Origin of the sequence: Clostridium sp. (assembly GCF_026168755.1) — a bacterium.
Classification (GTDB): Bacteria; Bacillota; Clostridia; order Clostridiales; family Clostridiaceae; genus Clostridium.
In genome coordinates this window covers 14,735-28,290 of record NZ_JAPFDR010000015.1, presented here as the reverse complement: position 1 = coordinate 28,290, position 13,556 = coordinate 14,735, and the positions used below count along the sequence as shown (strand labels likewise).

The 13,556-nt window shown below is 28.2% G+C and carries 18 protein-coding genes; all 18 read left to right on the top strand.

Going from position 1 to position 13,556, the window contains the following annotated elements; all coding sequences use genetic code 11:
* Window positions 1–108: 108 nt before the first annotated feature.
* The 18 genes from efp to Q0Y03_RS07645 all read left to right on the top strand — a co-directional run bounded on the left by efp (window position 109) and on the right by Q0Y03_RS07645 (window position 13,547).
* Window positions 109–666, top strand: a complete 558-nt coding sequence (efp, locus tag Q0Y03_RS07730) for an elongation factor P (protein ID WP_133016754.1) — start codon at window positions 109–111, stop codon at window positions 664–666.
* Window positions 667–906: 240 nt separating this feature from the next.
* The gene (locus tag Q0Y03_RS07725) at window positions 907–1,272 is read left to right on the top strand and encodes a CD1247 N-terminal domain-containing protein (RefSeq protein ID WP_297713261.1); all 366 of its coding nucleotides are present in this window, start codon (window positions 907–909) and stop codon (window positions 1,270–1,272) included.
* 247 nt (window positions 1,273–1,519) lie between these two features.
* Window positions 1,520–2,443 (top strand): stage III sporulation protein AA, encoded by a 924-nt coding sequence (gene spoIIIAA, locus Q0Y03_RS07720; RefSeq protein WP_297713260.1) that lies wholly within the window; start codon window positions 1,520–1,522, stop codon window positions 2,441–2,443.
* A complete protein-coding gene (gene spoIIIAB / locus Q0Y03_RS07715; protein WP_297713259.1) occupies window positions 2,428–2,946 on the top strand; it encodes a stage III sporulation protein SpoIIIAB in 519 nt (172 codons plus the stop codon). Before spoIIIAA ends, spoIIIAB begins: the two co-directional genes overlap by 16 nt.
* 19 nt (window positions 2,947–2,965) lie before the next feature.
* A complete protein-coding gene (gene spoIIIAC / locus Q0Y03_RS07710) occupies window positions 2,966–3,163 on the top strand; it encodes a stage III sporulation protein AC (RefSeq protein ID WP_133016750.1) in 198 nt (65 codons plus the stop codon).
* Window positions 3,164–3,172: 9 nt separating this feature from the next.
* A complete protein-coding gene (spoIIIAD, locus tag Q0Y03_RS07705) occupies window positions 3,173–3,556 on the top strand; it encodes a stage III sporulation protein AD (protein WP_297713258.1) in 384 nt (127 codons plus the stop codon).
* 8 nt (window positions 3,557–3,564) lie between these two features.
* Complete coding sequence (spoIIIAE, locus tag Q0Y03_RS07700; protein WP_297713257.1) at window positions 3,565–4,758, top strand: stage III sporulation protein AE; 1,194 nt, start codon at window positions 3,565–3,567, stop codon at window positions 4,756–4,758.
* A gap of 4 nt (window positions 4,759–4,762) precedes the next feature.
* Window positions 4,763–5,347, top strand: coding sequence for a stage III sporulation protein AF (gene spoIIIAF, locus Q0Y03_RS07695; protein ID WP_297713256.1), 585 nt, complete (start codon window positions 4,763–4,765; stop codon window positions 5,345–5,347).
* A gap of 25 nt (window positions 5,348–5,372) precedes the next feature.
* A complete protein-coding gene (gene spoIIIAG / locus Q0Y03_RS07690; protein ID WP_297713255.1) occupies window positions 5,373–5,996 on the top strand; it encodes a stage III sporulation protein AG in 624 nt (207 codons plus the stop codon).
* 39 nt (window positions 5,997–6,035) lie between these two features.
* Complete coding sequence (locus Q0Y03_RS07685) at window positions 6,036–6,563, top strand: SpoIIIAH-like family protein (protein WP_297713254.1); 528 nt, start codon at window positions 6,036–6,038, stop codon at window positions 6,561–6,563.
* 83 nt (window positions 6,564–6,646) lie between these two features.
* On the top strand, window positions 6,647–7,036 hold the full coding sequence (locus Q0Y03_RS07680) for an Asp23/Gls24 family envelope stress response protein (protein WP_297713253.1): 390 nt from the start codon (window positions 6,647–6,649) through the stop codon (window positions 7,034–7,036).
* A gap of 244 nt (window positions 7,037–7,280) precedes the next feature.
* Window positions 7,281–7,685 (top strand): transcription antitermination factor NusB, encoded by a 405-nt coding sequence (gene nusB / locus Q0Y03_RS07675; RefSeq protein WP_297713252.1) that lies wholly within the window; start codon window positions 7,281–7,283, stop codon window positions 7,683–7,685.
* A 38-nt stretch (window positions 7,686–7,723) separates the two neighbouring features.
* Entirely contained in the window at window positions 7,724–8,572 is an 849-nt protein-coding gene (locus tag Q0Y03_RS07670; protein ID WP_297713251.1) for a tetrahydrofolate dehydrogenase/cyclohydrolase catalytic domain-containing protein, read from the top strand.
* On the top strand, window positions 8,562–9,797 hold the full coding sequence (xseA, locus tag Q0Y03_RS07665) for an exodeoxyribonuclease VII large subunit (protein WP_297713250.1): 1,236 nt from the start codon (window positions 8,562–8,564) through the stop codon (window positions 9,795–9,797). Before Q0Y03_RS07670 ends, xseA begins: the two co-directional genes overlap by 11 nt.
* The gene (gene xseB / locus Q0Y03_RS07660; RefSeq protein WP_291676322.1) at window positions 9,775–9,990 is read left to right on the top strand and encodes an exodeoxyribonuclease VII small subunit; all 216 of its coding nucleotides are present in this window, start codon (window positions 9,775–9,777) and stop codon (window positions 9,988–9,990) included. The genes xseA and xseB overlap by 23 nt, the downstream gene beginning before the upstream one ends.
* Entirely contained in the window at window positions 9,980–10,849 is an 870-nt protein-coding gene (locus tag Q0Y03_RS07655) for a polyprenyl synthetase family protein (protein WP_297713249.1), read from the top strand. The genes xseB and Q0Y03_RS07655 overlap by 11 nt, the downstream gene beginning before the upstream one ends.
* A 17-nt stretch (window positions 10,850–10,866) precedes the next feature.
* Complete coding sequence (gene dxs / locus Q0Y03_RS07650) at window positions 10,867–12,726, top strand: 1-deoxy-D-xylulose-5-phosphate synthase (RefSeq protein ID WP_297713248.1); 1,860 nt, start codon at window positions 10,867–10,869, stop codon at window positions 12,724–12,726.
* 11 nt (window positions 12,727–12,737) lie between these two features.
* The gene (locus tag Q0Y03_RS07645) at window positions 12,738–13,547 is read left to right on the top strand and encodes a TlyA family RNA methyltransferase (RefSeq protein WP_297713247.1); all 810 of its coding nucleotides are present in this window, start codon (window positions 12,738–12,740) and stop codon (window positions 13,545–13,547) included.
* The last annotated feature ends 9 nt before the right edge of the window (window positions 13,548–13,556 follow it).

Here is a 13,556-nt window from a genome sequence, read left to right as displayed (position 1 = left end):
GATAGAATGTTTTTGTTGTGTCATTAAACGACAAAGGGGATTATGATTATTTATTAAAAATAAAGGTCATAATAACTATGAATTCAAGTGATTTGGAGGGAATTTTTTATGATATCAGCAGGTGATTTAAGAAAAGGTACAACTTTTGAGTACGACGGACAAGTGTATACAGTAATAGACTTCTTACACGTTAAACCTGGTAAAGGTGCTGCTTTCGTTAGAACTAAGCTTAGAAATGTTATTTCAGGTGGGGTTACAGATACAACTTTCAACCCAACTACAAAATTACAAGAAGCAGTAATTGAAAGAAAAGAAATGCAATATCTTTATTCTGATGGAGAATTATACTACTTCATGGATCAAGAAACTTACGAGCAAATTCCACTAAACTATGAAAAAGTTGAAGATGCTATAAAGTTTATAAAAGAAAACATGTTTGCAGTAATTAAGTTCTACAAAGGTGATGCATTCTCAGTTGAAGCACCAAACTTTGTTGAGTTATTAATAACTCAAGCTGACCCAGGAGTAAAAGGAAACACAGCTACAAACGCTATGAAACCAGCTACATTAGAAACTGGAGCAGTTGTTAACGTACCTATGTTTGTTAACGAAGGTGATACTATAAGAGTTGACACTAGAACTGGTGAATACATGGAAAGAGTTTAATCTTAAAGTAAATGCTAGGTTTTTAACTTAGCATTTGTTTTTTTATAGAGGATATAAATCTTTGATTTAGCTATTCAAGTTATACCTAAGAGTAAATATGAATAGTGTGTTTAATATAGTGAATCTAAATATTTAATTTAGTTCTTTCAACTTATATAAACATGTCCGATTTTTCTTTTAAAGATGAGAAAATAAGGGTATAATTATATATATAATAATTTCTTCAAAGGAAGTGAAAGTATGAGAGAAATATATACTAAAATAGATCAACTGAAAAATATGATAAATGATATACAAGATGAAAAATATAATAATATATTTAATTCTATAAGTGATATATTATTAGACTTATCTTCAAAGGTTGAGGATTTAAATATAAGACAAGAATATTTAGAAGAAAATATGGAATATATAGATAATGATTTAACAGATATACAAGATGAACTATTTGAAGAAGTATCATTTGATGATTTAAGTGAATTAGAAGATGAATATGTTGAAATCAAATGTGAAAAGTGTAATAAACCTTTATTTGTAGAACAACAAGCATTAAATAACAACAATAATATTCCTTGTCCATTTTGTGGCGGTATAGCTAACAAATAATACATAGTATATATTTATTAAAACTTACTTAGTTTAAAAAACATAGGCTATTGCAAAGTAATTGCAATAGCCTATGTTTTTTCATTAAATTTAAGGAATTTATATGTGATGAGATAAATATATTATTATAGGTATTTATTTTACATATGTTTTTAAATAAATAATTTACATATTTTTTTATAGTATGAATAATTAGCTATTATGTGAAATAAAAATTAAAGAGAAAGGGAAATAAGGAAGTGATTATATGAATTATGATGAGATTTACAAAATACTTCCAGAAGTAATAGGAAATGGTATTAAACAGTTTTTAATGGAAGATAAAATACAAGAAATAAGAATTAAGGTTGGAAAACCGATAATATTAAATTTATCATTTGAGGAAAAGGTATTAGATTATACTCCTACAAGGGAGGATTTAAGGTACTTAATAACTAAAATTTCAAACTATTCATTATATGCCTTTGAAGAAGAAATTAAGCAAGGTTATATTACATTAAAGGGAGGACATAGAGTTGGACTAGCTGGGGAATGTGTAATGTCAAAAGGTGAAGTTAGAACTATAAAAAATATTTCCTCATTAAACATAAGAATATGTAAAGAAGTTATAGGAGCTTCTAATAAAGTTATGAGATTAATTACAGAAAATGATAGAGTATATAACACTTTAATAGTATCTCCACCTAAATGTGGGAAAACAACTATATTAAGAGATATAGCTAAGAATTTATCTAATGGAATGTATCAAATAAATTTAAAGGGAAAGAAAGTAACAATTGTAGATGAAAGAAGTGAAATTGCAGCTTGTTATAATGGAATTCCTCAAATGAATGTAGGTATAAGAACTGATATTTTGGATAATTGTTTAAAAAAATCAGGAATGATTATGGCTATAAGAAGTCTTTCTCCAGAAGTATTAATATGTGATGAGATAGGAACAGAAGGTGATTTAGAAGCACTAAATATGGCTTTTAATTCTGGAGTTAATATTATAGTTACAGTACATGGTTATGATATAAATGATATTTATAATAGAAAGGTTTTTAAGGAACTAATAGATAGTTGCGTATTGGAAAGAATCATATTATTAAGCAATCGAAGGGGGGCTGGAACTATAGAAAAAGTTTATAAGGTAAGTAGAGGGAAGGGATTACAATGTTTAGAAGTATAATGATTTTTTTAATGTTTCTAATCTGTACATTTATAGGTTTCTTTTTAGGGGAGAATTACAAAAGAAGAAGCATACATTTAAAGGAGTTTCAAAAAGCACTATTATTATTAAATAATGAAATTATATATGCTAATACTCCATTGCCAGATGCTTTATTAGAAATTAGTAAAAAAGTTTTAGAGCCAGTTTCTGAGATATTTAGTGATATGGCACTTGCATTGGAAAATGGTTATACAGTAAGTATATATGAAAGTTTTGAAAATGCTTATATAAAATCAAGGGAAAAGATAAATTTAACATCAGATGATAATAAAATTATAAGTGATTTTTTTAAAACACTAGGTTCATCAGGAGTAACAGGACAAGATAAGATATTTAAATTGGCATTAGATAATATAGATATAAATTATAAAGAAGCAAGAAAGTTCGAAAAAGAAAATATTAAGTTATATAGGACGTTAGGGTTGTCTATTGGTGCGATGCTAGCAGTATTTTTTATCTAAGGGGGGAATATGATTTATTATGTTTGATGTAAGTTTGTTATTTAAAATTGGAGCAATGGGAGTTTTACTTATGGTCATTGAAAAAGTGCTAGAGGGGAATGGGAAAAAGGAATTTGCAGTATTAGCTAATTTAGCAGGGATGGTTATTATTTTAATTACTATTATTGGAATGATATCAAATCTTTTTGATACTGTAAAAACTATGTTTACTTTTTAGGTGAGATTTATGGAGATAATTAATGTTGCATTTTTTGCTTTTACTGCTTTATTTATATTCCTTTTATTAAAAGATAAGAAGTCTGATGTAGGATTACTTGTAGTACTTGCAGCTGGAATAGGAATATTCCTTTATATGATAGGACAACTAGGAGATATAATAGAGTTTATTAAAGATATTGCCAATAAAGCAAATATAGATACTGTATATATTGGTATTGTATTAAAAATACTAGCAATAGCTTATATAACTTCTTTTTGTAGTGAAATATGTAAAGACTCTGGTGCTGGAAGTATAGGCACTAAGGTTGAATTTGCAGGGAAAATTATGATATTGGGATTGGCAATTCCAATTTTAATGGCTGTATTAAATTCAATTCTTCAGATATTGTAGGTGAGAAAATGAAAAACTATATTTTAAAGATAATTTACTCTTTGACAATTATCAGTATTTTAGGGTTTAGTGAAATTTCCATATTTCCTAATAAAATTGTCTATGCAGAAGAGCTTACAACTATAACTAATGATGAAGAAGTAGAGTCAAAGATTAATAGTTTATATGATTATATTAATACAATGAAAAGTGATGTAGAGCTTGTTAATGAGTTAGATCCAATAAGTTATATACAAAGTTATATAGAAACTGGTGAAGGAAATTTATCATTTTCAACAATTATAAATGCAGTTATAAGTTTGTTTTTTAGAGAAGTAAAAACAGTATTGTCATTAGCATTTTCAATTGTTGCAATAGGAATAATATGCTCATTATTTAAAAATATACAGTCGTCTTTTTCAAGTGAGGGAGTGTCGCAAGTAGCCTTTTATGCCTGTTATGCTATTTTAATAATATTATTATCAAAAACTTTTATTATATCAATATCACTGGCCAAAGATGTAATTGTTCAAATTACAGACTTTATGGATAAAGTTTCACCAGTTTTAGTAGTTATGTTAGCGGCAGCAGGAGGCTTAACTCAAGCAGCTACTATGGATCCAATAATACTTGGGGCTACCATATTAATTCCTAAAATATATATAAACGTTATAATACCGTTGATTTTAATAACTTTTGTATTACAGTTTACAAATAATATTTCAACAGAATCAAAATTATCTAATTTATGTGGGATGATAAAGAAGTCTACTGTATGGCTTCAAGGAATTATTCTTACTATTTTTATAGGAATATTAACTATTAGAGGTATAACTTCTTCTACTATAGATGCAGTTACATTAAAGACAGCTAAATTTGCAGTTGATAACTTCATACCAATAGTAGGTAAATCTTTTTCCGATGCTATATCATCTGTAGCTGGATACTCATTGATTATAAAAAATGCAATTGGATCAATTGGACTAATAGTTATAATTTTAGTAATTTTATATCCAATTATTAAGTTAATATTATCATCACTTATTTTTAAACTTTCAGCAGCTTTGTTAGAACCAATAACAGATAAGAGAATTACAAGTTCTATAGCTGCTGCAGGGGAATCTTTAGTATTAATAATGTCATGTGTTTTAAGTGTAAGTATAATGTTTTTTATTCTTATAGCAATTATGATATCTGCAGGAAAGTTTGTTATAGGAGGTTAATAAAATGGAATATATAAATAATTTTGTTATAACCTTAGTTGCTACAATGATATTTATGACAGCAGTAGAGATAATTTCACCAGATAATTCTATGAAAAAATATATAAAATTTGTATTAGGATTAATACTTATTTCAGTAATGATAAACCCAATAGTAAAGTTTTTTACTGGTGGAGAGCAAGAATTAGTAAATGCTATAAAGAATTATGAAAGTATGTTTTATGAAGATACAACTAATGAAAATGAAGATAGTATAAGTAAAAGTCAAATAGAGTCATTTAAAAATAATTTAAATAGTAACTGTGATAATTTACTTAAAGAAAAGTTTTCAGATAAAGAGTTTAAATCAAATGTTGAATGTGAAATAGATTTAGAGAGTATGACTTATAGTATAGATAGTTTAGAAGTTGGAGTAAAAGATAAGGGAATAAAAATAGTTGATAGCATTAAAATTGATATAAATAAAGAAAGTGAAGAAGCAGTATCAAATGATGGATCAGTGGAGAATGAAGAAGAAATTAAGAATTACTTATCAGAAGTTTTTAAAATACCAACAGAAAAAATAAAATTATATAGCATGGGAAAATAATAAATGATAGGAGGGAGAGGTATATATGGATAAAGATAAAAATAAAATTAATGAAGAAATTAACAACCTTATGCAAAATAAAAAATTTGTTAATTGCTTAATAGTATTACTTGTAATTATATTTTTATGGCTTGCAGTAAGTAATTTTATAGGAGATGATGCTGGATTAACTAAAGGAAATGGTGATAATACACCAATTGGAGCTCAAGAAGTTTCAAGTGAAGAGGGAGTTACAACCTCTAAAGAACTATTAGATTATGAAACAGAACAAAAAGAAAAATTAGAAGAAATACTTTCTAAAATTGATGGAGTAGGAGAAGTAGTTGTTAATATTTACTTTGAAAGTAGTGAAGTTAAAGTGCCAGCAACAAATTCAAGCACTCAAACCTCAGAAACAGAAGAGGAAGATACTAATGGAGGAACAAGAGTAACAAAGCAAGAAACTGAAGGAGCAACAGTAGTAATGCAAAGTGATTCAAGCACAAGTGAACCTTTTATAACTAAGACATATAAACCACAAATTACAGGGGTACTAATTGTTGCAGAAGGTGCTAAGAGCAGCAAGATAACATATGATATACAAAAGGCTGTTTCAAGTTTATATAATTTAAGTTTAGAAAAGGTTAATGTATATCCTATGGGAAGCTAGCATATATATGTTATATAAAAAGAATGGGAGGAATTTAAAATGACAAAAAAACAATTTGGGATTATTTTTACACTAATGGCTTTGATAGTGTGTGTTGGAGTATTATCTATGAAGCTAAATGAAAATGGTTATAACGACCCAACAAGTTTGGAGGATGTATTAAGCCAAAATACTGATAATACAAAGACTGATGCAGCAACAGAAGAAACTTTAAGTACAACAGAGTATTTCTATAGTATGAGATCAACTAAGGAACAACAAGATGAAAAGTATGTAAATGATATGAAAGCTATTACAGAAGATGCAAATGCATCACAAGAATCAAAAGATGTAGCAAATAATGCTTTAGTTCAAAAAGCAAAAATGCAAGATCAAGAAAGTAGAGTTGAATCAGAAATTAGAAATAAAGGTTATGAAGATGCAATTTGTATGATTAATGATAATCAAACTGTAAAAGTTTATGTAAAGGTAGAGGATGTTTTATCAGAGGAAAACTCAGCTGTAATAAAGAAAGTTGTTGAAGATATTACTACATTAACAGATGTAGATATAACATCAATGAAATAATTCATTGTAATATAAAGGGTCTTTTGCTATAATGAACATAAGGAAAAGTAGGTTTATATAATAAACCTTAAGGAGGTTAAGATATGGAAAATGTAAACAATGAATCTACTATAGGAATTGTTAAAATTTCTGATGAAGTAGTAAGTGTTATAGCAGAAATAGCAGCAGATGAAATTCAAGGAATAGTAGAAGTTCCACATGGAGTTTCAAGTAACATATCACAAATATTAAAAGGTAAAAAAGCTTCTGGTGGGAAGAATGTAAAGGTTACATTAGAAGAGGATAAAGCTATAATTGAATTAAATGTAGCAGTAGAGTATGGTGTGAAAATTCCAGATGTAGTAAGTGCAGCTCAAGAAAATGTTAAAAAGACTGTTGAAGCTATGACTGGTTTAAAGGTTGATAAAGTTAATGTCAATGTTCAAAACATATATGTTCCAAAACAAGAACAACAGGAAGAGCTAGAAGTATAGTAAAAAAACCCTCTGTAAAACAGAGGGTTTCTCATTGTAATAGAAAAAATATAAGGTTTACATAAAAATTAGATAGTAAATTTTAAAAAAGTTATTTATAATAGTAGAAGTTGCTTCGTAAAAGATTATTTTTATGGACAGAAATAAGATAATATTGTAATATACATATGTTTAATTAATATAATATAAGTTCATAATACAAATAAAGAGATTAATGTATATTATATATACTTAGGAGGAAGTTATGAAAAGACAGAAATCAAGAGAAAAAGCAATGGAATTGCTTTTTAGCATGGAGCTTAGCAAAAATAGTTATGAGGAAACAATAGAAAATTTCATAGAAGATTATGAGATGGATTTAAATACTATAGATGTAGAATATATAAAGAATGTTGTAAAAATAGTTACTGACAATGTAGAAACTATTGATGAAAGGGTTATACAATCCTTAGTAAATTGGAAATTAGATAGAGTTTCTAAGGTTAATCTTACAATATTAAGATTAGCGGTGGGAGAGATGATGTTTATTGAAGATGTCCCAGGAAGTGTAGCCATAAATGAAGCAGTTGAATTAACTAAAAAATATTCAGATGAGAAGAGTTGTTCATTTGTTAACGGAGTATTAGATAAGGTTTTAAAAAGCTTATAATAAGTAGTATTTATTTTGATATATATGGAGGGGTAGGAATGGGTGATAGAATAGATGGTAAGGCTATAGCTTTAGGTGTGAAGGAAAGTATAAAAAACTTTATAGAAACTAGAAAGTTAAATGGTATGAATATACCTAAAGTTGCATCCATATTGGTTGGTAATGATGGAGGATCGTTATTTTATTTAAATAATCAAGAAAAGGTAGCAGTTTCATTAGGATTAGAATTTGAAAAAATTCATTTAAATGATGATATAAAAGAAGATAAATTAATTGAAAAGATTAAAGAGTTAAATAATGATAACAGTGTAAATGGTATAATACTTCAGTTGCCATTACCTAAAAATATGGATGAAAAGAAAGTAATATCATCCATATATCCAGAAAAAGATATAGATTGTTTAACATTTGTTAATCAAGGAAAGCTGTACATGGGGGAGGAGACATTTATGCCATGTACACCTAAATCTGTATTAACAATATTAAAGAATTTAAATATAAATTTAGAAGGAATGGAAGTAGTTGTTGTTGGAAGAAGTAATATAGTAGGTAAGCCAGCAGCTGCATTGATGCTTAAAGAAAATTGTACAGTTACAATTTGTCATTCTAGAACTAAAAACTTAAAAGAAGTATGTAAGAGAGCAGATATTTTAATTGTTGCTATAGGAAAAGCTAAGTTTATAGATGATAGCTATATAAAAGAAGGTGCAATAGTTATTGATGTAGGAACTAATTCTGTAGAAGGAAAAATCACAGGGGATGTTGATTTTGAAAAAGTTATAGATAAAGCAGCTTTTGTTACTCCTGTTCCAGGAGGGGTTGGAGCTCTTACAACAACTCTTTTAATGAAGAATGTATGTGAGGCTTTAGAAAAGTATGAAAATTAAAACTTTAACTGTATCAGAAGTTAATAATTATATAAAAAAAATATTAGATAATGATTTTATATTAAATAACCTTTCTGTAAGAGGAGAAATTTCAAATTTAAAATATCATTCCAGTGGGCATATTTATTTTTCATTAAAAGATGAGAATAGTAAAGTAAATTGTATTATGTTCAAAAGTAAAAGCTTTGATTTAGATATTATATTACAAGAAGGAATGTCTGTAATAGTATCAGGAATAGCATCTGTATATACAGCAAATGGAACATTTCAAATATATTGTGATAGAATAGAACAAGAGGGTTTGGGAGAACTACACATAAAATTTGAAAAATTAAAGGAAAAGTTAAACAGGGAGGGGTATTTTGACGATGAGTTAAAAAAAACCCTTCCTAAAAATCCTTATAGAATAGGAATAGTAACATCAGAAACCGGTGCAGCAATACACGATATAATTAATGTTATAAGAAGAAGAAATACAAAGGTTGATATTGTTCTTTATCCAGCTTTAGTACAAGGGGAGGGAGCATATAAAACAGTAATTGAAGGTATAGAGTATTTTAATAAAAAGAAAAGTGTAGATGTTATTATAATTGGTAGAGGTGGAGGTTCTATGGAGGAGTTATGGAATTTTAATGAAGAGCCTCTTGCATATGCTATTTTTAAATCAGAAATACCTATTGTATCAGCTGTAGGGCATGAAGTTGATTTTACTATATCAGATTTTGTAGCAGACTTTAGAGCAGCCACTCCTTCACAAGCGGCAGAAGTAGTTGCTCCTTTAGAAGAAGATCAATATAATCAAGTTAGTGAGTATAAAGAAAAACTGAGTTTTATAATAAGTGATAGACTTAAAGAAGAAAAACAAAATGTTAAAAACTTAGAAAAAATATTAAGTTTAAATTCACCAAGCAATAGAATTGCAAATGCATATTTAGAAATTGATAATCTAAAGGAAAAAATAGAAAAAATAATAGAATTTAAAATAAAGAGCAACAAGGAAAAGATATTCTCATTAAATAATATATTAAATGCGCATAATCCTTTGAATATTATAGCAAAAGGTTATGCTATAATAGAGGATGAAACTGGGAAAGTAGTTAAGAGCAAAGAATTTTTTGAAGAAACTACTGAAATAAAAATTTCTATGGAAGATGGGTACGTAAAAGGAAGTTTTACTCCAATAGAAAAAGGAGGGTTTTATCATGGCAAAGAAAGAAAGCTATAATGATATGTTAAATAATTTAGAAGCTATTTTATCTACATTAGAAAATGATGAATTAAGTTTGGAAGATGCTATGAAAGAATATGAAAAGGGAAGTAAAATCGTTAATAAGTTATATAAGACATTAGATGCGTTAGAGGGCAAGTTTTTAACAATTAAAGAAAATGCTGAAGTGGTGAAAGAAAATGAAGTTTAATGAAATGAAGAAAGAAATAAATGAGTTTTTGCTAAATTACTTTAGTAATAAAGGAACTTATAATAAGGTTATTTATGATTCAGCAAGCTATAGTATTAATATAGGAGGTAAGAGAATAAGACCTATATTAATGCTTTTAACATATAGTATGTATAAGGAAAATTGGAGAGATATATTAGAATTTTCATCAGCTATTGAAATGATTCACACTTATTCTTTAATACATGATGATTTACCTTGCATGGATGATGATGATTTAAGAAGAGGTAAACCTACTAATCATAAAGTATATGGTGAAAATATAGCAGTACTTGCAGGAGATACACTTTTAAATGAAGCTATGAATTTAATGATGAGATTTTCATTAAAAAATGGGAAAAAATCATTAGTGGCAGCTGAAAAGATTGCTTCTGCAGCAGGACCAGAGGGTATGATAGGTGGTCAAGTGGTAGATATCATAAATGAAGGTAAAAAAATAAGTGAAGATGAACTTAAATATATGCATATGAATAAGACTGGAGCACTTATTAAAGTTTCAATAATGTCAGGAGCTATACTTGGGGAAGCATCAGAAGAGGATATTAGGAAATTAGAAAAGTTTGGGGAAAATTTAGGGTTGGTTTTTCAGATAAAAGATGATATTTTAGATGTTATAGGTAGTACAGAAAAGTTAGGAAAAAATGTGTTAAGTGATGAAGAAAGTAATAAAAGCAACTTTATCACAATGCATGGTTTAGAATATTGCATTAAAGAATGTGAAAGGCTAACAAAAGAGAGCATTGAGATATTAGATAGTTTATCTGTAGATACTAAAGATTTAAAAGTTTTAACTAAGGAACTTTTAGACAGAGAAAACTAAACGAAGGAATGATAAGTATGTCAAAATTATTAGAGGATATAAACTATCCACGTGATGTGCAAACTTTGACTAATAAGGAACTCTATAAGCTTAGAGATGAAATAAGAGAATTTTTAATAGATAAAGTATCAAAAACTGGAGGTCATTTATCCTCAAATTTAGGTGTTGTTGAATTAACACTTAGTTTATATAAAACATTTAACTTTGAAAAAGATAAAATAGTATGGGATGTTGGACATCAAACTTATGTTCATAAGATATTAACTGGACGTAAGGATAAGTTTGATACATTGAGAAAATATAATGGTTTATGTGGATTTCCTAAAATAAGCGAAAGCAAGTATGATGCTTTTGGAGTTGGTCATAGCAGTACATCAATATCAGCAGCTTTAGGTATAGCAAGAGCGAGAGATATTAAGCATGAAGATTATAATGTTATTGCAGTTATAGGAGATGGAGCATTAACTGGAGGAATGGCATTAGAGGCACTAAATGATGTTGGTTTTAATAAAACTAATATGATTATAGTTTTAAATGATAACCAAATGTCAATTTCTAAAAATGTAGGTGGAGTATCAAATCATTTAAATAAATTAAGATTAGATCATAGTTATAATAAATTAAAAGAAGATATAAACTCTACTTTAAGTAATAGCAATGCTGGCAAAACAGTAGTTCAATATTTACATAGAGTAAAAGATAGTTTAAAGCATTTATTAGTACCATCTATGTTATTTGAAAATATGGGTATTAAATATATTGGACCTATTGATGGACACGATATTGAGCTAATGAATGAAGTGTTTAGTAAGGCTCAAGAGGTTAATGGACCTGTAATAATTCATACAGTAACTCATAAGGGAAAGGGGTATGAATTTGCAGAAAAAAATCCAAATAAATTTCATGGAGTTTCACCATTTGATTTAGAAAGTGGTGAAAGTTATATACCTTCTAAAAAAACGTATTCTAAAGTATTTGGAGATACTATGTTAGAATTAGCTGAAAAAAATAGTAATGTGGTTGCTATTACTGCAGCTATGCCAGATGGTACAGGCTTAAAAGATTTTGCTAAAAAATATAGCAATAGATTTTTTGATGTTGGAATAGCGGAAGAACATGCTACTACACTTGCAGCAGGTATGGCAAGTGCTGGTTTAAGACCTGTTTTTGCAGTTTATTCAACATTTTTACAAAGAGCTTTTGATCAAGTTATACATGATGTTTGTATTCAAAACTTACCTGTAGTTTTTGCTATAGATAGAGCAGGAATTGTAGGTGACGATGGAGAAACACATCAAGGGATATTTGATTTATCTTATTTATGTGCAGTACCGAATATGGTAGTTTTAGCTCCTAAGCATTTAGAAGAACTATCTATAATGTTAAAGTGGGCATTAAGACAAAATGGACCTGTTGCAATAAGATATCCAAGAGGAGCAGATTGTTGTGAAGATTTAACTGCAGTTAAGGAAATAAAATATGGAAAATGGGAAAAGATAATTAATGGAGAGAAAGTTGCTATAATAGCTGTAGGAAAAATGGTACAGCATGCTATGATTGCAAGAAAAGAACTAATTAAAAAAGGAATTAATCCTACAATTATAGGAGCAACTTTTGTAAAGCCTATAGATACTGAAATGTTAAAAGATCTAGTTGATGAAGGATATAGCATTGTAACTATTGAAGATAATGTTATAAATGGTGGATTTGGAAGTTATGTATTAATGGAGTTAAATAAACTTAATTTTAAAAGGAAATTTAAGTGCTTAGGATTTAGTGATAACTTTGTTCCTCATGGAGATGTTAATTTATTATATAAAGATGCAGGACTTGATGCAGAAGCTATAGAAAAATGTGTTATAAACATTTTAGGATAAAGGAGAAAAATATGGCATCTAAGAAGGAAAGATTAGATATATTATTAGTTGAAAAAGGAATTTGTGAATCAAGAGAGAAAGCAAAGACTAATATTATGGCAGGACTTATATTTGTTGATGGGCAAAGAGTAGATAAAGCAGGTGAAAAAGTTAAAGTTGATGCTGATATAGTATTTAAGGGGGAGAAACTTAAGTACGTAAGCCGTGGAGGCTTAAAATTAGAAAAAGCAATGAACACCTTTGGGATTGATCTTACAGATAAAGTATGTATGGATATAGGAGCATCAACAGGGGGATTTACGGATTGTATGCTTCAAAATAATGCATCTAAGGTTTTTGCTGTAGATGTAGGATATGGACAATTTGCTTGGAAGCTTAGAACAGATGAGAGAGTTGTTTGCATGGAGAAAACTAACATTAGATATGTAACTCCAGAAGACATAGGTATTGCTTTAGATTTTGCATCTATAGATGTATCATTTATTTCCTTAAGAACAATAATGCCAGCTGTAAAGGCATTATTAGGAGATAAAGGTGAAGTTGTAGCATTAATAAAGCCACAGTTTGAAGCTGGAAGAGATAAGGTTGGTAAAAAAGGTGTTGTAAGAGATAAAGAAGTACATTTAGAAGTTATAAATACAATAGTAAACTTTTTGATGGAAAATGAATTAAATATACTAGGATTAAGCTACTCACCAATTAAAGGTCCAGAAGGAAACAGAGAATATCTTGTTTACTTTACTAAGGATAAAGAGAAAGAAGGAAATTTTGAATTAAGTCAAATTGAAGATGTTGTAAATGAATCTCATAGCCAGCTTTAAAAGCTGGCT